Raw genomic sequence first — 19,820 nt, forward strand, 5'->3', positions numbered from 1 at the left:
CGACGGCTGCGCAATAAGGCACCGCGGTTTGGCATCCGCCGGAATTGGAAATCGGGGCTTGCGATGAAATTCGGCAATGAAATCGTGCTTCTAAGCCTGTTCGCATTCGCGGCTTTGGTGGCGGCTGGCGCTGGGGTGGATGAACCCTTTCGCCAGCATATGTGGGTCTTGTTCTTCGCCTTGGCTGGCTTCACTGCGATCCTACTGCGTAACACTGAGTTCAAGCCTGCCGCTCCGATCGACCCGTCCGCCTACATGGATGGTCCAATCCGCTATGGCGCCATCGCCACCATGTTCTGGGGTGTCATCGGCATGCTTGTCGGCGTGGTAATCGCGCTGCAGCTTGCCTATCCCGATCTCAACATACAGCCCTGGTTCAACTTCGGCCGCTTGCGGCCTCTGCACACCTCGGGCGTCGTCTTTGCCTTCGGCGGCAACGCGTTGCTTTGCACGTCTCTCTATGTCGTCCAACGCACATGCCGCGCTCGGCTGTTCGGTGGCGATCTCGCCTGGTTCGTGTTCTGGGGCTACCAGCTCTTCATTGTCATGGCCGCGACCGGTTATCTGCTCGGCATCACCGAGAGCCGCGAATATGCGGAACCCGAATGGTATGTCGACATCTGGCTGACCATCGTCTGGGTCGCCTACCTGATCCTTTTCCTGGGCACGATCTTGAAGCGCAAGGAACCGCACATCTACGTCGCCAACTGGTTCTATCTCTCCTTCATCGTCACCATCGCGATGCTGCATGTGATCAACAACCTCTCGATGCCGGCCTCCTTCCTCGGATCCAAGAGCTATTCCGCATTTTCCGGCGTCCAGGACGCCCTGACGCAGTGGTGGTACGGCCACAATGCCGTCGGGTTCTTCCTGACCGCCGGCTTCCTGGGCATGATGTATTATTTCGTGCCCAAGCAGGCCAACCGGCCGGTCTATTCCTACCGCCTGTCGATCGTCCATTTCTGGGCAATCATCTTCCTCTACATCTGGGCCGGGCCCCATCACCTGCACTACACCGCTTTGCCTGACTGGGCGCAGACACTCGGCATGGTGTTCTCGATCATGCTGTGGATGCCGTCATGGGGCGGCATGATCAATGGCCTGATGACGCTGTCGGGCGCCTGGGACAAGCTGCGCACTGACCCGATCATCCGCATGATGGTGATGGCCATCGCCTTCTACGGCATGTCGACCTTCGAGGGCCCGGTGATGTCAATCAAGACGGTCAATTCTCTGTCGCACTATACCGACTGGACCATCGGGCACGTCCATTCGGGCGCACTCGGCTGGGTTGGCATGATCTCGTTTGGCGCAATCTACTTCATGGTGCCGAAGCTGTGGAACCGTGAACGGCTCTACTCGCTGCGCCTCGTGACCTGGCACTTCTGGCTGGCGACGCTTGGCATCGTTGTCTACGCCGCGGTGATGTGGGTGTCCGGCATCATGCAGGGCCTGATGTGGCGCGAATACGACGAGCAGGGCTTCCTAGTCTACTCCTTCGCCGAAACCGTGGCCGCCATGCATCCTTATTACATCATGCGCGCCATCGGTGGGGCCATGTACCTCTCCGGCACCCTGATCATGGCCTGGAACATCGCCATGACCATCCTCGGCTACCGGCGCGAGCAGGATCCGATGCCGCGCTCCACCCCCGCCCTCCAGCTTGCGCGATGATGAGACAGAAAATGAGGTTGATGAACAGACACGCGGTCATTGAGAAGAACGCTACACTTCTCCTCCTCGGGTCGCTGCTGGTCGTGACAATCGGCGGCATCGTCGAGATCGCGCCGCTCTTCTATCTCGATAACACGATCGAGAAGGTGGAAGGCATGCGGCCTTACTCGCCGCTCGAACTGGTCGGGCGCAACATCTACGTCCGCGAGGGCTGCTACCTCTGCCACAGCCAGATGATCAGGCCGTTCCGTGACGAGGTCGAGCGCTACGGCCACTACAGCCTGGCGGCCGAGTCGATGTACGACCACCCGTTCCAGTGGGGATCGAAGCGCACCGGACCGGATCTCGCCCGCGTTGGCGACCGCTATTCCAACCTGTGGCACGTGGATCACCTGACAGATCCACGGTCCGTGGTGCCGGAATCGATCATGCCGAGCTATGCCTTCCTGAAGGACAAGCCGATCGCGGTGAAGGACTTCTCGACGCATCTGGTCGCAAACCGGCGTGTCGGTGCCCCTTACACCGATGACATGATCGCGCATGCTAACGCCGATCTGATGACGCAGGCTGATCACAACGCCGACACGTCCGGCCTCGAGGCCCGCTACCCCAAGGCCAAGATCGGCGACTTCGACGGCAACCCGCAGCAAGTCACCGAAATGGACGCGCTGGTTTCTTATCTCCAGATGCTGGGCACGCTGGTCGATTTCAAGAACTACGATGAGACCGCCGGCTACCGCTGAGGACAATGGCGATGACGTACAATTTCATGCGGGAGTTTGCCGACAGCTGGGGCCTACTTGCCATGGCTCTTTTCTTCATCGGATCCGTTGCCTTTGCACTTCGTCCCGGCAGCCGCAGGCAAGCCGGCGAAGCAGCTCAAATTCCTCTGAAGGAGGACTGATCATGAGCAGCGATCACATTGACGAGGTTTCCGGCATCTCAACCACCGGTCATGAGTGGGACGGCATCCGGGAGCTCAACAACCCGCTTCCGCGCTGGTGGATCTGCACATTCTACATCACCATAGTCTGGGCGATCGGCTACACGATCGCCTATCCGGCATGGCCTCTACTGCACACGGCAACCAAGGGTGTGCTCGGCTATTCTAGCCGCAACGATGTCGGGAACGAGTTGTTCGGGGCTGAAGCGGCTAAGGGTAAATATGTCGCCGCAATAGAGTCCAAAAGTGTTTCGGAGATCGCGGCGGACGACACGCTGCGCGAATTCGCCGTCGCCGCCGGCGGTGCCGCGTTCAAGCTCAATTGCGTGCAGTGCCATGGTTCCGGCGCCCAGGGCTCCAAGGGCTTCCCCAACCTCAACGACGACGACTGGCTGTGGGGCGGCAAGGCGGACCAGATTCAGCAGACGATCACCCATGGCATTCGCTTCGCCTCCGATCCGAATACGCGCCTGTCGGAAATGCCCGCCTTTGCCGACATCATCACCGCCGACCAGATCAAACAGGTCAGCGCCTACGTCGCCAGTCTGTCGGGGGCCGTCGTCAATCAAGCATTGGTCGCGCCGGGCGCAAAGGTCTTTGCCGAAAACTGCGTGGCCTGTCATGGCGACAATGCAAAAGGCAACAAGGAACTCGGCGCTCCAGATCTGACCGACGCCATCTGGCTCTACGGGTCAGGCGAAGCAGCCATCGCCGCCCAGGTAACCGCACCGAAACACGGCGTGATGCCGGCTTGGGGCGCGCGCCTCGGCGAGATCAAGGTCAAGGAACTGACGGTCTACATCCATTCGCTTGGCGGCGGAGAATAGGAAAGAAGCCTATTCTCGTCCTCCCCCTCCCGCCAAGCGACGAGGCCCGGCGCAAGCCGGGCCTCGGCATCATCCAGTGCCGATGAGTCGGCTCCGGCGAAATCGTCGCTGGTGACTGGAGCTTCTCGTGCTCGATAACACGCAAATAGAACGGATCGAACCCACGACGGTCAACTCCGCCAAAGTGCGCCAGCCAATGTATGCCGCGCGCAGGAAGATCTTCCCGAAGCGGGCCTCGGGCAGCTTTCGCCGATTCAAATGGATCGTGATGGCGATCACGCTGGGCATCTACTATCTGACGCCGTGGCTGCGCTGGGATCGGGGTCCGTTTGCCCCCGACCAGGCCGTGCTGCTCGATGTCGCCAACCGGCGCTTCTACTTCTTCTTCGTCGAGATATGGCCGCAGGAATTCTACTATGTCGCCGGTCTTCTGGTCATGGCCGGCGTCGGTCTTTTCCTGATCACGTCAACGGTCGGCCGTGCATGGTGTGGCTACACATGCCCACAGACCGTATGGGTCGATCTGTTCCTGGTCGTCGAGCGTGCGATCGAGGGCGACCGCAACGCCCGCATCAAGCTCGATGCCGGTCCTTGGACCACTCGTAAGCTTGTGCTGCGGGCATCGAAACACGTCACCTGGCTGGTCATAGGCGCAGCGACTGGTGGCGCATGGATCTTCTATTTCGCCGACGCGCCGACCCTGCTCGGCGAACTCTTCACCGGCACGGCAGCGCCTGTCGCCTACATCACCGTCGCGGTTCTGACGGCGACGACCTACACGTTTGGCGGGCTGATGCGCGAACAGGTCTGCACCTATATGTGCCCATGGCCGCGCATCCAGGCAGCCATGCTCGACGAGAGCTCGCTCACCGTCACCTACAATGATTGGCGCGGCGAACCGCGCACGCCTCACGCCAAGAAGGTTCTTGCCGCAGGGCATCCCGTCGGCGATTGCGTCGACTGCAATGCCTGTGTCGCCGTCTGTCCGATGGGGATCGACATACGCGACGGTCAGCAACTCGAATGCATCACCTGCGCGCTCTGCATCGATGCCTGTGACGGCGTCATGGACAAGCTCGGCAAAGCGCGAGGACTGATCTCCTACGCGACGCTCTCCGACTACAACGCCAACATGATCCTGGCCACCGCCGGCGGCGCCAGCTCGGTCGATCCATCACTGGTCAGGACGGATGACGGCCTGTTTTCGGACAGGGTGGCGCATTTCCAGGTCCGCAAGATCTTTCGGCCACGCACCTATGTCTACATGGCGACGTGGTCGCTGATCGGACTGGGCCTGCTCTTTTCGCTGCTGACGCGCGACGGGCTCGAAATCAACGTCTTGCACGACCGCAACCCGCAATTCGTGACGCTGTCGGACGGCTCAATCCGCAATGGCTACACCGTCAAGCTTTTGAACATGATCCCCGAGCCAAGAACGCTCGTCGTCACCGTTGGAGGCTTGGCGGGCGCAGAGATGAGCATCGTTGGCGTCGATCTCCCCGCCGATCGCTCCTTTGCAGTCCAGGTTGAGCCGGACCGGCTGAAGATGCTGAAGGTTTTCGTGCGCCTGCCCGCCGATCGGATTAATCGCCAGGCGCAGACCTTCACATTCCGCGTCGAAGACAAGGTCAGCTTCGAGTCCAACGAATACACCGCCACCTTCAATGCGCCGGAGACCGCCAGATGACCGCCACCACGCGAAGACCCCGCGAATTCACCGGCAGGCACATGTTGGCCATCATCCTTGCCTTTTTCGGCGTGGTCATAACGGTCAATCTGACGATGGCGACGCTTGCCAACACAAGCTGGACCGGCCTTGTCGTCGAAAACACCTATGTGGCGAGCCAGCAGTTCAACAAGAAGGCCGGGGAAGGGCGCGCGCAGGCAGCCCTCGGCTGGACCGGCAAGCTGACCATCGCATGGGGCGAAGTCCGCTATGGCCTCACCGATGCCGCCGGCAAGCCGGTTCCCTTGCATGGCGTGAAGGTGCTGTTTCGCCATCCCGCTTACGAGAAAGAGGATGAGTCCGTCACGCTCGCCCTCGCCTCGGCCCAGGAGTTCGCAGCACAGCACATGCCAAGGGATGGCGTGTGGATCATCGAAATCGACGCCGAGGCAGGTCTGGCAAGACCTTATCGCGACGTGCGCAGGATCATGATTTCCAATGGAGCGCTGAAATGAGCTGCTGTGCACCGGGCGCTGAAATGGCGGTGGATCTGGTCAGCCCCGCTTCAGTCCTGCCGTCAAGCCAGGAGGTCAGGCTGGCGAGCCGATCGCTTGGCGACGACCTTCGTCAGACCGACCTTTCGGTGCCGACTGTTCACTGCGGCGCCTGCATCCAGACTATCGAAACGGCGTTGGGAAAGCTCGATCACGTCGAGGCCGCCCGCGTCAACCTGTCGACAAAGCGGGTCTCGGTCCGCTGGCGCGGCGACGAGGTTCCGCCATTGGTCGCTGTGCTCGGGCGCCTGGGCTACCAGGCACATCTGTTCGAAGCCGACACCGATGCGAAGGATAAGACGCTGTCGGAGCTTATCCGCGCCGGCGCCGTTGCCGGCTTTGCGGCGGGCAACATCATGCTGCTCTCGGTATCGGTCTGGTCCGGCGCCGAAGGCGCCACGCGCGATTTGTTCCACTGGGTCTCGGCGCTCATTGCCATTCCTGCGCTGGCCTTCGCCGGCGGCATCTTCTTCAAGTCGGCGTGGAATGCGCTGCGCCACGGCCGCATGAACATGGACGTGCCGATCGCCGTCGGCGTTGCGCTAGCCTATGCAATGAGCCTCTATGAGACGATCACCCATGGCGACCACGCCTATTTCGATGCGTCGGTGTCGCTGCTGTTTTTCCTCCTGATCGGCCGCACGCTCGATCACGTGATGCGCGAACGCGCGCGGACCGCGGTAAAGAACCTGTCACAGTTGGCCGCGCGTGGCGCGATGGTGCTGCGCGGCGATGGCGCACGGGACTATTTGCCGGTTGGCGAAATCGAACCGGGGGTGCAACTGCTCATTGCAGCCGGCGAGAGAATCCCCGTCGACAGCACGATCGTTCATGGAGCGTCGGATCTTGACTGCTCACTGGTCACTGGCGAGAGCACGCCGCGAAACGTCGCGCCAGGGGAGATTGTGCAGGCCGGTGTCCTCAACCTCACCGGTCCGCTGACGATTGAGGCGACAGCGGCCGCCAAGGATTCATTCCTGTCGGAAATGGTTCGGTTGATGGAGGCCGCCGAAGGTGGTCGCGCCCGGTATCACCGTATCGCCGACCGCGTGTCGGCACTCTACGCGCCCGTGGTTCATCTCACCGCCTTGGCAGCCTTCCTGGGCTGGATGGCGGTGACTGGCGACTGGCACCGGGCGATGACGATCGCAATCGCTGTTCTCATCATCACATGCCCGTGCGCGCTTGGCCTCGCCGTTCCAATCGTTCAGGTGGTGGCCGCGCGGCGCCTGTTCGAAAACGGCATCATGGTCAAGGACGGCTCGGCCATGGAGCGCCTGGCGACGATCGATACAGCCGTGTTCGACAAGACCGGGACGCTCACGCTTGGGAAGCCACGGCTCGTCAACGCAGCTTCGATTGATCCCGCCATGCTGGCAATCGCTGCCGACCTGGCCGCGCATTCGCGTCATCCATATTCAAAGGCCATTGCCGGCTTTTCCGTCAGCAGCAGCCAGCACAAATTCGACGCGGTGACCGAGCACCCGGGTTTCGGGATCGAAGCCACAGCCGCCGGTAGCATCTGGCGGCTGGGTCGACGCGGATGGGCTGGCTGGAAGGCGCGAACCGGCGGCGAAGGCAAACATGGCTATGGCGGAACAGTCCTGACGAAAAACGGCATGATTGTCGCATCCTTCGTTTTCGAAGATGCGCTACGCCTCGACACCAGGGCAGCGATCGATCAACTGCGCAACGCTGGTATGTGCGTGGAAATGCTGTCGGGCGATACCGCGAAAGCCTGCGCCGAGGTTGCCGACATGCTTGGTGTCGATGACTTCGTTCCCTGCCTGCTACCGTCCGGCAAGGTTGAACGCATCGAGACCCTGGCGAGAGACGGGCACAAGGTTTTGATGGTTGGCGACGGGCTCAACGACACACCAGCGCTGAGCGCCGCGCATGTCTCGATCGCACCCGCCACGGCCGCCGACATTGGCCGCAATGCAGCCGACTTCGTTTTTCTGCGCGAAAGCCTCTTGGCGATCCCGCTGGCGCTGGACGTGTCGCGCAAGGCGGGAAGCCTGATCCGACAGAACATAACAATTGCGATCGTTTACAATGCTGTGGCCGTGCCGATCGCCATTCTGGGTCATGTTACGCCTCTCATCGCGGCGGTCGCGATGTCTGCCTCGTCATTGCTTGTGATTGGAAATGCAATGCGTCTGCAAGGCTTCGCAACGGGTGCGTCGTCCGAAACTGCGCGGCAGGACAGGCCCGCGCGGGCCGGCACCTTGGCCCGATCCTCATGACGACGCTCGCCTATCTCATTCCGGTGGCGCTGTTCCTTGGCGCACTCGGCCTGTCCGGCTTCCTGTGGGCGTTGAGAAGCGGCCAGTACGATGATCTCGATGGCGCGGCGGAGCGCATTCTTATCGACCGCGACGACGGCGCGGAGAATCCTCCTCGTTCCAAGTGACTCAGATCAACGCGCCGCGGGTCGGGATGTCCTATCGTCGTCACGAAAGATCAGGAGGGTGAGGATGCAAGCCGAATCCATAATGACAAAGCCAGTGATCACGACGCATGCGAACGCGACAATAGCCGAAGCGGTCGAGCTCATGCTTTCAAAAAAGGTCAGCTGCCTGCCGGTAGCGAACAGCGAAGGTGCCCTGATTGGCATTGTAAGCAAAAGCGACTTCTTGCGCCGAGAGGAACTCGGGACCCAGCGTGTGCGTCCGCGCTGGCTGGAGTTTGATCTTGGCCCGGGCACAACCGCCAATGACTATGCGCGCTCGAATGGACGGATTATCCATCAGGTGATGACCACACCAGTCATCTCGGCGCCTCCTGGCGCCTCGATTGCACAGATTGTCAACTTGATGATGCAACACCGCATCAACAATGTGCCGATTGTCGATCAGGAAAGGGTCGTCGGCATCATCACGCGAACTGATCTGCTGCTTGTCCTGATCCGCGCAATGCCGAAAGAGGGCACTACGCCACCCGATGACGACGTGATTCGCAAGGCTATCCTTGCCGAACTGCAGGGACAATCGTGGAGCTGTGGTGGCTTGATCGATGTGAGGGTCAGCGACGGCCTTGTCGAACTGAAGGGGGCGATTGTCGATGAGCGTCAGCGGAAGGCAGCGATGGTTGCGGCTGAGAAGGTTGCCGGCGTCGGGCAAGTCAAGGACGGCCTCCTCCTCAGTACGGATCCGTTCTCGGTGATGGTTTCGTAGCTGCGAAAAAGCGACGCGAAGCAGAGTCCCATTGGGTTCTGCTCCCTTCCCACATCCCTAGGACATGAGGCCGTCGGCGAGTTCCTTCGGCGTATAGCGCCCGTCATGGTTGGCGAGCACGCTGTCGTCAGCGAAGACGCCCGTCCTGACGGAATGCGATGGCCGCTGCCTGTTTTGGTGGGGCTTGACCGGGGCTTCCTGTGGATCTTGAAGAGCGGCCAATACGAAGATCTCGACGGCTCCGCCCAGCGGATCCTTATCGATCGGGAAGAGCCGCGAGGCTGAACCGGTTGGCGGCGCCCAACGACTGTGCGGATGCTGGTCGTCAGTCGACCGAGTCTTTGCTGGATTGCCTCGTCATGATGATATCGGCGCGCGTGCGAAGAACGGATCAGCCACAATACGTTGCCGAACCTTTGCCCAGGAGGGGCACGCGATTGGGAAGCCGACCATTCAGAATGCCTAGACATGCAACGTTTTCGCGGCAATCGACCACTCGACCGTGAACCCGCCGTTGCCGGGTTATCGAGCCTGGTTGATCCAGATCAGCGTTATCTCTTCGTCGGCGTGGTTTCATTGACCAGGCTTCCAACGGAGAACGCATGTCTATCGAGGGAGATGAGCGGCAACCGTGGGTGATTGCGATGCTTCAAGAGCGCTTCGTATCGCAGATAGCCGCTATGGCGGCACGCTGATGGCCGGCTCTGTCGAGACATTCGACATCATTGTCGTCGGAGCTGGGCCGGTCGGACTTGCCTTCGCAGCATCGCTCGCCCGGAGCCGACTCAAGGTGGCAGTGGTTGAACGGCAGTCGCTCGACAGCCTGGCGAATCCGGCTTTCGACGGTCGCGAGATCGCGCTGACCCACGCATCAGTGAGAATCCTTCGCGAGCTCGGCGCCTGGGATGCCATCCCCGCATCGGACAAATCGCCGCTTCATGGCGCGCGCGTGCTCAACGGATCGAGCCCTTTCGCCCTGTGCTTCGATACTCCCAGCGGATCTGGGGAACCACTCGGATTGCTGGTCCCAAATTGTCGGATCCGCGATGCCCTGTTCAAAGTTGTCTGCTTCCAGGATCATGCCCGGCTGCTGTGCGGCAACTCGGTCGTCAATGCAACAACCAGCGACGACGAGGCGGTCATAGCGCTTTCTGATGGCAGGCAATTGGCCGCTCGGCTGCTCGTCGCAGCGGATTCGCGTTTGTCCGCGATGCGCGACCTGCTCGGCATTGGCGCCAACATCCATCCGCTTGGCCACTCCATGCTGATTTGCCGAGTGAGGCACGAGCGCTTCCATCACCAGATCGCGGTCGAATGGTTCGACCACCATCAGACCATAGCGATGTTGCCGCTCATGGAAGGCGTGTCGTCGCTGCTTCTGACTTTGCGCTCAATCGAGACCGATAGACTGTCTGTTCTCGATGACGAATTGTTCCTCATGGAATTGATGAACCGGTGTCGAGGACGCCTCGGGCAGATGACCCTGGCAAGCACCCGCCATGCCTATCCGCTGGTCACGACCTGGGCGCACAAGTTCTCGGCACCGAGTGCGGCACTGATAGGAGACGCTGCCATCGGCATGCACCCGGTGACCGCGCATGGCTTCAACATCGGCCTCAGCGGCCAGAAGCAACTCGCTCATAAAATACTGACAGCATGTCGCGCCCGCCGCGACATTGCCGATCCCGACATGCTCGGCAGATACGAAAACCGGCTGCGGCTGTCGGCGGCGCCGCTCTATCATGCCACCAACATGCTTGTCGGTCTTTACTCAAGCGAGCACCCGGCGGCACGGCTTGCAAGACATGCTGGGCTCCGCTTTGCCCAACATCTTCCCTTTGTCCGCCATGGCATTTCGGCCATGCTCAGGCGGTGAATCGCACAGAGCGCTACCGCTCTGGAGCGCTGTCTCGGCACGGCTTCTTTGTCTTGCTGGCTCGCGGCGTCGCGGGCAAGGCTGCTTCCTGGTGACGTCGCCGATCATGGCATGATTCGGATCAAGGCACGCGCGCGGGCGAAACCTTGATGATTCGGCAATGCTAAGCCAAAGGTGTGACCCGAAGCATGGTGAGCGCACTGGGTACCCTGGGTAGTTAACCCGTCCTTCAGTGGGCTTGCATAGGTTTGGTCCTCGCGAACAATGACGGAAGCAAACTGGTCCATTCATGGCACCCCTAAAGAAAGAAGAATCGCTGGAGGCCAAAATCCGTCAGGATCAGCTTGCTGACCTGAGGGCCGGGCTCTTCGTGTCGATGCCGATAAGCGCGATCCTGTCAGGCCTGATTTGCGGGGTGCAGGCCCTTTCTGGCGGCGGCTTTGCCGCTGCAAACTGGTTCCTGGTCGTCAATGCGCTAAATGCCGCCCGGCTTGCACTCGCGCGTTTTCAGCTAAAGGAAACGGGGCGCCATCAGGATTTGCTTGCCGTTTTGCCGCGCCTTCGCATGTTTGGCGTCCTTGCCCTTCTGGCAGGGTTTGCCTGGTCCTTCCCGGCCGTGCTGACTGTTGGATACACAACACCACAAGCACCGATGCATCTGGTCATACTGGCGGGCATTTCAGCTGGTGCGGTTACATATGGCAGTTCGTATGCCGCTGCGGCGACCAGCTTCATCACACCTCCACTCCTCATCACGGTGGCGTGCCTTTTGGCGAAAGGCAATTTTGAACGCTACATTCTGGCTTTTACCGTTCTGCTCTTCATGGGCGGCTTGGTCCGCGCTTCGTTTGTTGGGCAGGCGCGCTTCCGCGAAGCAAGCCGCCTGAGACATGAGGCAGAGCGACTTGCGTCGGAAATGGAGCGCAACTCCAGGGAGGACCATTTGACCGCCCTTCTCAACAGGCGGGGCCTTGAACACGCCATCGGTCGGTTCAAGACCGCGGATGGCCCCTTCGTGGCAATGCTGATTGATCTGGACGGCTTTAAATCTGTCAACGACACCTACGGTCACAGGACCGGTGATGAACTGCTTGTCATGATCGCCCGCCGCATAGAGCAGGAAGCACCGGAAGGCTCAACGCTAGCTCGTATTGGCGGCGATGAATTCGTGCTGGTTTTTCCCTCAACGAGAGCTTCGCTTTCTGCCAGTGATCTCGCCTCCAATATCATAGCCAAAATTGCTCGCCCCTATATCGGGGTCGCGTCCGTGCGCGTTGGGGCATCGATAGGGATATACTTGGCGCAGACGTCGAGCCTGACTGAAATGCTGTTGCGGGCCGATATCGCCCTTTATACGGCCAAGCGCCATGGCAGGAACGAATTTTGCCTGTTCGATGCCGAACTCGACCGGGAACTCCAACGCCGCCAGTCCATCGAACGGGACCTTCATTCGGCGATAAAGACGGGAAGATTGCAACCTTGGTTCCAGCCGATCGTGAAACTCGACACCGAGGCCGTGGTCGGTTTTGAAGCCTTGCTGAGATGGTCCCATCCGACACATGGTGCCATCTCTCCACCCGAAATCATCACAGCCGCACGCGAAACCGGAATGCTTCAGCTGCTGACGCAAACCGTATTCGCCGACTGTTGTGCTTTTATCGACGGCTTGGTGAAAGCTGACCGTCGTAACATTCGTGTGGCGATGAATGTTTCCCCGCGCGAACTGGAAGCCGGCGATATCGACGACATGGTTCTGGATGGTCTGGCGGCAAGAGGCCTGCCTGCAACGATGTTCGAAATCGAGATTACCGAAGAATCGCCGGTGGACCCGGACAGAGTGGATGAAAAGCTCGGACGGCTTTCGCATGCCGGTATTTCCATCGCGCTCGATGACTTCGGCACCGGCTTTTCTACCTTGGCATCTCTCAAGGATCGCCGGATACGCAAGGTGAAAATAGACCAGGGCTTCATTCGCGGCTTGGCCAAGTCCAGAGAGGACCGACTGCTTGTCAAATCGGTCATCGAACTCGGTGACATGCTCGGGATCGAGGTCATGGCCGAGGGCGTCGAAACAGAGGCGGATCGGCAAACCCTGCACAAGCTTGGCTGCCGAACCGCTCAAGGCTTCCTCTTCTCCAAGGCTGTGCCTTTGATGCAAGCACTGGAAATGGCAGTCAAACAGCACGCGAACCAGTTGTGACCGCTCCCGCAGCGCCGGCTGTCGCGGCCGTGCGCTGCCGAATTTGGCTACAGAGACTTGCCTGCTCGAAACACGTGGCAGTGGGCGCTGTGCATCAGCCGGCGAACAGTTCCTTGTAGCCGGTCGTCATCATCCAGTTCGCACGGTCGATATGGCTGCGAAGAGCTTTGCGGGCGCGGACCGGGTCAATGGACGGGTCTATGCCGAGAATGCGCTCGGCCATCTCCTTTTCACTGGCATTGTCGGCGCAGGCATCCAGGATCCGCAGGTAGATCTTGAAATGCTCCCTGTCGTAGCTCGTGAGGTTCTCCGACCAGGGGACTTCATCGCTCAAAGTTGAGCTTCGCGGCTCATCTGTTCCCATTGGTCCATTCATGCCTGCGGATCTCGCCTGTGAGCGCACGCAGTATATCCCAAAATGGGATAATCCGAAACCGGGATTAGTCGCTGATCCGGTCTTTACCCGACCGGTTCGCCTCCATGCCCAAATCCCTTCGATCGCCCCGCCACCAGCGGTTCCTGGCCCGGCTGGTTTTGCTGCGCAAGACCAAAGGCCTGACCCAGAAGCAGCTGGCTGACAAGCTTGGTCGTCCCCAATCCTTCGTGGCCAAGTACGAGGGCGCAGAGCGGCGTCTCGACGTCATCGAGTTTCTCGACATAACTGCGGCCCTTGACGCTGATCCGTGCGAGATTCTGTCCAGCCTCCGGTCCTAGCGGGCGCCCGCGCGCCTGACGACGCGCATCAGGAGCTCGTGAACCGAGCCCGCTTTTCTTCGGCAAGCTCAGGCGGTCTCGGCCATTCGGCTTCGCCCCTTGGCGTGGGCAGCCCTTCGGGCTGAGACGGTCGCCGCCCTTGCGGGCGGCGCGGTTTGTCGGTTGGCCTTTCCCGGTGGGCGCGGGGTGGGCGGCACTCCCTTCTAGGCCCGCCGCGGCAGCCCGCAACCCTTCGCGTGCCGCTCAGGGTCCTCCTCTTCGTTCCGGTCCTTCTGATGCGGTCCGCCTACCACGGCGGGCCTTTCCGGTCGCGACTCGCCGCCCACCCCGCTTCCGGGGAAAGCGCGGCGATTGGTGAGCGGAGGATAACACATGCGTGCAAACAGCAAGCGTACCACCAGCACAGAGGCTGGCGCAGGCAAGGGCAGGCGCCTGGGCGCCAGCCTCTATCAGGAGATCACCGACCGCATCATTGCCGAACTGGAGCGCGGTACCGTGCCATGGGTCAAGCCATGGGGCAGCGCAAAAGCAGGCCTTGGCCTGCCGAGGAATGCGTCCACGGGGCGCACCTATTCCGGCATCAATATCCTCATCCTGTGGGGCGCCGTCATCGAGCGCAGCTATCCCAGCCAGAACTGGATGACCTTCCGGCAGGCGCTTGCCCATGGCGGCAACGTCAGGAAGGGCGAGCGCGGCACGACCATCGTGCATGCCGACCGCTTTGTCCCCAAGGACGAGAAGGAGCGCGCTCGCCACGAGGGCGATGCACCACTGGCGGTGCCTTTTTTGAAGCGCTTCACGGTCTTCAATGTCGCGCAGTGCGATAATCTTCCGGAAGAGCTCCATGCCGCCGCCGAGCCTCTGCCTCAGTGCGAGATCGTGCCGCAGGCCGAGACGCTCATTCGCGCCAGCGGTGCGGATTTCAGGGTCGGCGGCGATCGCGCTTTCTACATGCCGGGCAGCGACCACATTCAGGTACCGCCGCAGCCAGCGTTCCATCAGCAGATCGACTATTACCGGACCTGCTTTCACGAGCTAGGCCACTGGACCGGCCACCCGACGCGGCTTGCTCGCGACCTCTCCGGCTCGTTCGGCTCCAAGGCCTACGCGCGTGAAGAATTGGTCGCCGAAATCACTGCCGCCTTCGTCTGCAGCAATCTCGGCATCGAGCCGACCGTGCGTCACGCCGATTACATCGGCTCATGGCTGAAGGTGCTGCGCGAGGACAACCGCGCTATATTCCGTGCCGCCAGCCTAGCTTCGAAGGCCGCTGATTTCCTGTTTGGCCTTCCGGCCGATGCGGAAGGCGAGGCGCAAGAAGGGATTGCGGCATGACGATGCGCGATCCTCAACTGACCGCGACCGAGCCGACGCCGCAAAGGAGCAGACGCTCATTCCCGGCGTCCAGCCGATCACCACGCGGGCAAACCCTCCTGATGGACGCGCCGATGTGTCCGCGCGCGGCGCAAAGCTGCTCGAGGTCGGTCTCTAATGGGGAGGCGGATCAGAGGAAGGTCCGGTGAACCTTTCTCCCGCCGGACGCAAGAAGTCAACGCGACCCGTTCTGACCAGGAGTCTTTCCATGATCCTGATCACCAATCCACTGCGCGCACGACTGCTCGCCCATGGCGCCGCCGGCGCCGACATCGACCATTTTCCGTTGTGAAACTGTTTGATCCGACAGGTGCCGCGACCTCGCTTCTGAGCGAACTCGACGCCGATGGCGACACGCTGTTCGGTCTTTGCGATCTCGGCTTCGGCTTCCCCGAACTTGGCAGCGTCAGTCTGGCCGAGCTTGCATCCGTAAAAGGGCCGCTTGGCCTCGGCATAGAGCGCGACCTGCATTTCCAGGCGCGCTTTCCGATCTCCGTCCATGCCGAAGCCGCCCGCATTTTGCGGCCACGTCACCGAGGCCGAGCGACTGCTGCGGCAGGCAGCAGACGCCCTATCAAAGCCCCATTCCGAGCTTCCGCCCGACACGGCGGAACAGCAGCGCCGATAGGCGCAAAAACCGTCCCGCCGCGTCGGCCTTCGGCCTCCGCGGCGGGGACAACCCGGCAGGCGGCGCTATTTCGCCGCGAAATCGCTTGCCGACGAGCGCGGTGAAGGCGATCCCTTGCCCTGCGCCATCATGGAGGACGGTGACGACGCCGATGCGCTCGAAGCTTCCTGATCGAAAACCTCGCCCGCCTCGATCCTGACGAAGTATGGCAATGGGAGACGTTTCGCGGCTTGTCAGGCAAGCCCGCACCGTTCTCGACATCGCTGTGACCTTCGGCATCACTGATCTCAAGGTCAAACGCATTCTGGCGCTTGGCGACCTCTTGCCCAAAATCCGCGAAGCCTATCGGCGCGAGGAGATCGACACCGAGCCGGTGCGCCATCTCACCATGTCTTCCAAGGCGCAGCAGAAGGACTGGCTGGCACTCTGTGCCGATCCCGATCAATACGCGCCGCGTGGCTATCAATTGAAGCAATGGCTGTTCGGCGGCCAGTCGATTTCCACCAAGGTGGCACTGTTTGCCATCGAGGAGTATCCCGGCCTGATCACCTCGGACCTGTTCGGCGAGGACAGCTATTTCGCCGATGCCGACCTGTTCTGGCAAAAGCAGAACGAAGCGATTGCCACCAAACGCGACACCTATCTCAACGAGGGCTGGAGCGAGGTTGTGCGCTGGAACCGGGCCAGTATTTCCACGCATGGGACCACGAGAAGACCCCGAAGAAGAAGGGCGGCAAGATCGTCATCACTGTCTCGCATCGCGGCGAGGTCGAGTGTCACGAGGGCTGGCTGTCACGCAAGGAAGCCCGCCGCGCCCGCGAGGGCGGCGAGCAAGAAGAAACAGCCGCCAAGCTGCCGCGCCCCGAAGTCACCGGCCCGATGCACAACTATATCGATCTGCATCCCATGCCGCCGTGCGCGCGGCCATGCTCGACCATCCCGCCGTGGCGCTGCGCCTCGTGGTGGCGCACGCCATCACCGGTTCGGGCCTGTGGCAGGTGCGGCCTGAGCCGCAGCGCGCAGCCAACGAGACGGTGACTGCCAGCCTTGCCGGCTGCAAGGCTGAAGCCGCATTCGGCAAAAAGCGGCGCGAGGTATTGGCCCTGCTCGGATCACCGGATGAGGATAGCTTGGTCGCCGGCGGCAATGGCGACGCCGTTGTTATCGCCGGCGTGTTCGCGCGCCTCTTGGCGCTCTGCGACGACGATGTCATGCGCGTTCTCACCCTTGTCATGGCCGAGACGCTTGCAGCCGGCAGCGCCGTCGTCGAGGCGCTCGGCAACCACCTGAACGTCGACATGGGCATATGGTGGCAACCGGACGATGCCTTCTTCGACCTCTTGCGCGACAAGGAAATCGCCAATTCGATGCTGGCCGACGTCGGCGGCAAGCTGGTCGCGGACGGCAATGTCGCCGAGAAGGTCAAGACGCAAAAGAACATCATCCGCGACTTCCTGGCGGGCGAGAATGGCCGCCCCTGGGTCGAGACCTGGCTGCCGCGCTGGATGAAATTCCCGGCCGAAAGCTACACCAGCCGCGGCGGCTTCCGCACCGCCGATCAGTGGACACAGGTGCAGCCGCTGTTCGTGCGCGAATAGTCGATCAGGGCCCGAGCGGCGGTTCTCTCGATTACCGCCGCTCAGGTCGCGCGCGCCGCTATGGGCCACGCCGGCTGCCGATTGGGCGTCTTGTCGAGCCAGTGCCGCGCGCGAGAAATTCCGACGCCAGTTCGCCCCATTTCGGCAGCCCCGCACCGCGCCGGGTTGCTTGCTGAGGCGCCAAAGGCGCATGGGGCCAATTGTCCGATCCGGTTGCCGACAGAGCCCGCGCAGCCGGCGCTCTGCATTGCCGCCGGCTTCTTGTGTCACCGATCGCGCCACCTGTCTCCATTGTGTCTCAGGGACCATTCCCCTGCGGCTGGCTGTCGACCTATGGGCGGATCCGGCCCGCCCGAAACCCTCGCCGGCAGCTTTTTTCCCCGCCGCCTGCGGCGGCTTCCTCGCGCCGCTTCGCTTCAAAAAAGCTGCCCGCGCGGGTCCTCCGCTATCGCTGCGGCCGTCCCGGTTCCGGCGGTCCGGACGCGCCCATCACGGTCCGCCATCGCAGGGGAATGGTTCCCTGCGAGCACCAAGAGGAGACTGGAAATGACCGCGATCGGATACGTCACCAAACAGGAAAACGGCGGCTACAAGGGCCAGCTCAAGACGCTCAGCGTCCGCGCCGACATCGATATCGTGCCCAATCAGGCAAAGAGCGCCGACACCCATCCCGACTTCCGGGTGCTGACGCAAGGGGTCGAAGTGGGTGCGGGCTGGATCCGCACCGGCGAGACCTCCGGCAAGGACTATGTGAGCCTGTCGATTGCCGCCCCCGAGTTTGGCCCCCGCAAGCTCTACGCCAATCTCGGCCGCGCCGCCGGCCAGGATGACGAGGACACTTACGCCATCATCTGGAACCCGGTCGACTGACCGGCCGATCCGGAAAGCCCCGCGCCGCCACCGGCGCGGGGCCTCTCTCAGGACCCGTGAGGCCGCCGAAGGGGGCGGCGAAAACTCGCCCCCCACTCTTCGCCCGTCCCCAAAACGATCTCGCTCGCCGATCCTCGCCTTCGCTTGTCCGTAGCGAAACGAGGATCATCATGGACGACGAAAACGAACGCGCAGCCCGCGCCAAGAAGGGCAGTCCGTTTCTCAATACCGCGCAGGCGGCCTTCTATATCGGGCTGTCCCAGCGCACGCTGGAGAAGATGCGCCTCAAAGGCGGCGGCCCGCAATTCCGCAAGCACGGCCGCTATGTCCGCTATCACATCGACGAACTCGGCGATTGGTCGAAGGGGCACGCGCAGGAGACCGGGCCCGAGGACGGCGGGCACGATTCCGGCTCGGCCGGCGAGGGAGGCCGCTCATGAGCCGGCGTCCCACCATCCATCTGATCGGCAGCCATCTGCGGCGCATTCGGGCGCGCAAGACGATCGCCGTGGCCACGATGGGCCTTGCCCTGATCGGCTTCGCCGCCTTCGGCAAACCATCGCCCTGGCTGGTCTGGAACGCCTCGGCGAGTGCGCCGGTCGGCCTCTATCGCGTCGCGTCCGGATCGCCGGCTCTTGGTGATCTCGTACTCGTCCGCCCGCCAAAACCGGTCGTCGATCTGGCCGCCGAACGCTTCTATCTGCCCAGCAACGTGCCGCTGGTCAAGCACCTTGCCGCGCTGCCTGGCGAGCATGTCTGCGCCTTCGGCGACGCCATCATCATCCGCGGCGAGATTGTCGCGCGCCGGCTTGCAACCGACACGCAGCACCGTCCGCTGCCTTGGTGGAATGCCTGCCGAAAGCTCGCCGATGCCGAGGTTTTCCTACTCGGCAGCGACAAAAATCGCTCGTTCGACAGCCGCTATTTCGGTCCGGTGCCGACCGAAAATATCATCGGGAGGCTCGTGCCGCTATGGACCGAGTGACCCTCCTGATGCTGGGCATGGTGTCTCTCGCACCATGCTCCTGTTCCGCCGCGACCAACACGAAGCCGGTCGTCATCTCCCATAGTCCGCAGCTTGCAAGATGGCAGCCCTTGGTAGCCGAAGCAAGCCGGCGTTTCAGCATTCCACAAACCTGGATTTATGCCGTCATGGATGCCGAAAGCCGGGGGCAGACGACGCTCAATGGGCGGCCTGTCACGTCGAGCGCCGGCGCCATTGGCCTCATGCAGGTGATGCCAGGCACCTACGAGGAGTTGCGCGCAGAGCTTGGCCTGGGACCCGCCCCGCACGACCCTCGCGACAACATTCTGGCAGGCACTGCCTATCTGCGCGCCATGTATGACCGCTTCGGATTTCCAGGCCTGTTTGCAGCCTATAACGCCGGGCCGGAGCGCTACGAACAGCATTTGCAGCGTGGGCGGCCACTGCCCAGCGAGACGGTTTCGTATCTGGAAGAGGTCAAGGCGGCGGGCATTTCGGCCGCCGATATGGACGCGCTCACCGACAAATCCCGTTCCAAAACCGCGCCGGGAATCCCGTCCGGGCAGTCGCTGTTTTTCCTCCGAAACGGTGTTTCCGTGACCGGCCCGAATGGCCAACTCCTGGTGCCGCTCGGATCGGAGCGAGCAAGGTCAGGCCGGCCGGATCGCAGGTGAGGGCAGCGGCTACCGTGGTTCGGGCGGGGGGCAGGGAGGCAGGTCCGCGAAAGGCAAGATA

At 61.9% G+C, this 19,820-nt stretch carries 20 protein-coding genes and 2 pseudogenes; 21 read left to right on the plus strand and 1 reads right to left on the minus strand.

Going from position 1 to position 19,820, the window contains the following annotated elements; translation table 11 throughout:
- Positions 1-63: 63 nt before the first annotated feature.
- The 12 genes and pseudogenes from ccoN (at position 64) to NKJ75_RS05700 (ending at position 12,916) form a co-directional block, all read left to right on the plus strand.
- Entirely contained in the window at positions 64-1,674 is a 1,611-nt protein-coding gene (gene ccoN / locus NKJ75_RS05645; RefSeq protein ID WP_352499310.1) for a cytochrome-c oxidase, cbb3-type subunit I, read from the plus strand.
- Positions 1,675-1,685: 11 nt separating this feature from the next.
- On the plus strand, positions 1,686-2,417 hold the full coding sequence (gene ccoO, locus NKJ75_RS05650; protein WP_031198745.1) for a cytochrome-c oxidase, cbb3-type subunit II: 732 nt from the start codon (positions 1,686-1,688) through the stop codon (positions 2,415-2,417).
- Between the two features lie 11 nt (positions 2,418-2,428).
- Positions 2,429-2,578 carry a CcoQ/FixQ family Cbb3-type cytochrome c oxidase assembly chaperone gene (locus NKJ75_RS05655; RefSeq protein WP_023766610.1) on the plus strand — a complete coding sequence of 50 codons (150 nt, stop codon included), beginning with the start codon at positions 2,429-2,431 and terminating at the stop codon, positions 2,576-2,578.
- 2 nt (positions 2,579-2,580) lie between these two features.
- Positions 2,581-3,444: a cytochrome-c oxidase, cbb3-type subunit III gene (ccoP, locus tag NKJ75_RS05660; protein ID WP_023822528.1), complete on the plus strand. Its 864-nt coding sequence runs from the start codon at positions 2,581-2,583 to the stop codon at positions 3,442-3,444.
- 127 nt (positions 3,445-3,571) lie between these two features.
- On the plus strand, positions 3,572-5,131 hold the full coding sequence (gene ccoG / locus NKJ75_RS05665; protein ID WP_352499311.1) for a cytochrome c oxidase accessory protein CcoG: 1,560 nt from the start codon (positions 3,572-3,574) through the stop codon (positions 5,129-5,131).
- Positions 5,128-5,625, plus strand: coding sequence for a FixH family protein (locus NKJ75_RS05670; RefSeq protein WP_352499312.1), 498 nt, complete (start codon positions 5,128-5,130; stop codon positions 5,623-5,625). The genes ccoG and NKJ75_RS05670 overlap by 4 nt, the downstream gene beginning before the upstream one ends.
- The gene (locus tag NKJ75_RS05675) at positions 5,622-7,910 is read left to right on the plus strand and encodes a cation-translocating P-type ATPase (RefSeq protein ID WP_352499313.1); all 2,289 of its coding nucleotides are present in this window, start codon (positions 5,622-5,624) and stop codon (positions 7,908-7,910) included. The genes NKJ75_RS05670 and NKJ75_RS05675 overlap by 4 nt, the downstream gene beginning before the upstream one ends.
- A complete protein-coding gene (gene ccoS, locus NKJ75_RS05680; protein ID WP_023697810.1) occupies positions 7,907-8,077 on the plus strand; it encodes a cbb3-type cytochrome oxidase assembly protein CcoS in 171 nt (56 codons plus the stop codon). The genes NKJ75_RS05675 and ccoS (NKJ75_RS05680) overlap by 4 nt, the downstream gene beginning before the upstream one ends.
- A 64-nt stretch (positions 8,078-8,141) precedes the next feature.
- Positions 8,142-8,840 carry a CBS domain-containing protein gene (locus NKJ75_RS05685; protein WP_352499314.1) on the plus strand — a complete coding sequence of 233 codons (699 nt, stop codon included), beginning with the start codon at positions 8,142-8,144 and terminating at the stop codon, positions 8,838-8,840.
- Between the two features lie 192 nt (positions 8,841-9,032).
- A pseudogene (ccoS, locus tag NKJ75_RS05690) lies at positions 9,033-9,125 on the plus strand (cbb3-type cytochrome oxidase assembly protein CcoS); the annotation flags it as partial.
- 409 nt (positions 9,126-9,534) lie between these two features.
- Positions 9,535-10,716: a 5-demethoxyubiquinol-8 5-hydroxylase UbiM gene (gene ubiM / locus NKJ75_RS05695; protein ID WP_352499506.1), complete on the plus strand. Its 1,182-nt coding sequence runs from the start codon at positions 9,535-9,537 to the stop codon at positions 10,714-10,716.
- A 289-nt stretch (positions 10,717-11,005) separates the two neighbouring features.
- Positions 11,006-12,916 (plus strand): putative bifunctional diguanylate cyclase/phosphodiesterase, encoded by a 1,911-nt coding sequence (locus tag NKJ75_RS05700; RefSeq protein ID WP_352499315.1) that lies wholly within the window; start codon positions 11,006-11,008, stop codon positions 12,914-12,916.
- A gap of 94 nt (positions 12,917-13,010) precedes the next feature.
- Here NKJ75_RS05700 and NKJ75_RS05705 read toward each other — a convergent pair whose 3' ends face one another.
- Entirely contained in the window at positions 13,011-13,292 is a 282-nt protein-coding gene (locus NKJ75_RS05705) for a DNA -binding domain-containing protein (RefSeq protein WP_352499316.1), read from the minus strand.
- A gap of 104 nt (positions 13,293-13,396) precedes the next feature.
- On the opposite strand from NKJ75_RS05705, the gene NKJ75_RS05710 reads away from it, so the two are divergent.
- The 9 genes and pseudogenes from NKJ75_RS05710 to NKJ75_RS05750 all read left to right on the plus strand — a co-directional run bounded on the left by NKJ75_RS05710 (position 13,397) and on the right by NKJ75_RS05750 (position 19,759).
- On the plus strand, positions 13,397-13,630 hold the full coding sequence (locus NKJ75_RS05710; RefSeq protein ID WP_023694857.1) for a helix-turn-helix domain-containing protein: 234 nt from the start codon (positions 13,397-13,399) through the stop codon (positions 13,628-13,630).
- A 372-nt stretch (positions 13,631-14,002) separates the two neighbouring features.
- Positions 14,003-14,965 carry an ArdC family protein gene (locus NKJ75_RS05715; protein WP_352499317.1) on the plus strand — a complete coding sequence of 321 codons (963 nt, stop codon included), beginning with the start codon at positions 14,003-14,005 and terminating at the stop codon, positions 14,963-14,965.
- 247 nt (positions 14,966-15,212) lie between these two features.
- Positions 15,213-15,632, plus strand: a pseudogene (locus tag NKJ75_RS05720) (DUF2958 domain-containing protein).
- A 211-nt stretch (positions 15,633-15,843) separates the two neighbouring features.
- Complete coding sequence (locus NKJ75_RS05725; RefSeq protein WP_352499318.1) at positions 15,844-16,641, plus strand: hypothetical protein; 798 nt, start codon at positions 15,844-15,846, stop codon at positions 16,639-16,641.
- Positions 16,559-17,230, plus strand: coding sequence for a hypothetical protein (locus tag NKJ75_RS05730; protein WP_352499319.1), 672 nt, complete (start codon positions 16,559-16,561; stop codon positions 17,228-17,230). Before NKJ75_RS05725 ends, NKJ75_RS05730 begins: the two co-directional genes overlap by 83 nt.
- Before the next feature lie 546 nt (positions 17,231-17,776).
- On the plus strand, positions 17,777-18,100 hold the full coding sequence (locus NKJ75_RS05735) for a DUF736 domain-containing protein (RefSeq protein ID WP_352499320.1): 324 nt from the start codon (positions 17,777-17,779) through the stop codon (positions 18,098-18,100).
- Positions 18,101-18,270: 170 nt separating this feature from the next.
- Positions 18,271-18,540 (plus strand): helix-turn-helix domain-containing protein, encoded by a 270-nt coding sequence (locus NKJ75_RS05740; RefSeq protein ID WP_023808108.1) that lies wholly within the window; start codon positions 18,271-18,273, stop codon positions 18,538-18,540.
- The gene (locus NKJ75_RS05745) at positions 18,537-19,085 is read left to right on the plus strand and encodes a S26 family signal peptidase (RefSeq protein WP_352499321.1); all 549 of its coding nucleotides are present in this window, start codon (positions 18,537-18,539) and stop codon (positions 19,083-19,085) included. Before NKJ75_RS05740 ends, NKJ75_RS05745 begins: the two co-directional genes overlap by 4 nt.
- Before the next feature lie 17 nt (positions 19,086-19,102).
- Positions 19,103-19,759, plus strand: a complete 657-nt coding sequence (locus tag NKJ75_RS05750) for a lytic transglycosylase domain-containing protein (RefSeq protein ID WP_352499507.1) — start codon at positions 19,103-19,105, stop codon at positions 19,757-19,759.
- The last annotated feature ends 61 nt before the right edge of the window (positions 19,760-19,820 follow it).

This window comes from Mesorhizobium sp. M0058 (assembly GCF_040323095.1).
Lineage (GTDB): Bacteria > Pseudomonadota > Alphaproteobacteria > Rhizobiales > Rhizobiaceae > Mesorhizobium.

Bases quoted from the DNA above. Each gene is read 5' to 3' on its own strand.
- NKJ75_RS05670 (WP_352499312.1), top strand. From the start codon at position 5,128: ATGACCGCCACCACGCGAAGACCCCGCGAATTCACCGGCAGGCACATG.
- NKJ75_RS05745 (WP_352499321.1), top strand. From the start codon at position 18,537: ATGAGCCGGCGTCCCACCATCCATCTGATCGGCAGCCATCTGCGGCGC.
- ccoN (WP_352499310.1), top strand. From the start codon at position 64: ATGAAATTCGGCAATGAAATCGTGCTTCTAAGCCTGTTCGCATTCGCG.
- NKJ75_RS05675 (WP_352499313.1), top strand. From the start codon at position 5,622: ATGAGCTGCTGTGCACCGGGCGCTGAAATGGCGGTGGATCTGGTCAGC.
- NKJ75_RS05705 (WP_352499316.1), bottom strand. From the start codon at position 13,292: ATGAATGGACCAATGGGAACAGATGAGCCGCGAAGCTCAACTTTGAGC.
- NKJ75_RS05725 (WP_352499318.1), top strand. From the start codon at position 15,844: ATGGGAGACGTTTCGCGGCTTGTCAGGCAAGCCCGCACCGTTCTCGAC.
- NKJ75_RS05655 (WP_023766610.1), top strand. From the start codon at position 2,429: ATGACGTACAATTTCATGCGGGAGTTTGCCGACAGCTGGGGCCTACTT.
- NKJ75_RS05700 (WP_352499315.1), top strand. From the start codon at position 11,006: ATGGCACCCCTAAAGAAAGAAGAATCGCTGGAGGCCAAAATCCGTCAG.
- ccoP (WP_023822528.1), top strand. From the start codon at position 2,581: ATGAGCAGCGATCACATTGACGAGGTTTCCGGCATCTCAACCACCGGT.
- ccoO (WP_031198745.1), top strand. From the start codon at position 1,686: ATGAGGTTGATGAACAGACACGCGGTCATTGAGAAGAACGCTACACTT.
- ubiM (WP_352499506.1), top strand. From the start codon at position 9,535: ATGGCCGGCTCTGTCGAGACATTCGACATCATTGTCGTCGGAGCTGGG.
- NKJ75_RS05740 (WP_023808108.1), top strand. From the start codon at position 18,271: ATGGACGACGAAAACGAACGCGCAGCCCGCGCCAAGAAGGGCAGTCCG.
- NKJ75_RS05750 (WP_352499507.1), top strand. From the start codon at position 19,103: ATGGTGTCTCTCGCACCATGCTCCTGTTCCGCCGCGACCAACACGAAG.
- NKJ75_RS05710 (WP_023694857.1), top strand. From the start codon at position 13,397: ATGCCCAAATCCCTTCGATCGCCCCGCCACCAGCGGTTCCTGGCCCGG.
- ccoS (WP_023697810.1), top strand. From the start codon at position 7,907: ATGACGACGCTCGCCTATCTCATTCCGGTGGCGCTGTTCCTTGGCGCA.
- NKJ75_RS05730 (WP_352499319.1), top strand. From the start codon at position 16,559: ATGCTCGACCATCCCGCCGTGGCGCTGCGCCTCGTGGTGGCGCACGCC.
- NKJ75_RS05735 (WP_352499320.1), top strand. From the start codon at position 17,777: ATGACCGCGATCGGATACGTCACCAAACAGGAAAACGGCGGCTACAAG.
- NKJ75_RS05685 (WP_352499314.1), top strand. From the start codon at position 8,142: ATGCAAGCCGAATCCATAATGACAAAGCCAGTGATCACGACGCATGCG.
- NKJ75_RS05715 (WP_352499317.1), top strand. From the start codon at position 14,003: ATGCGTGCAAACAGCAAGCGTACCACCAGCACAGAGGCTGGCGCAGGC.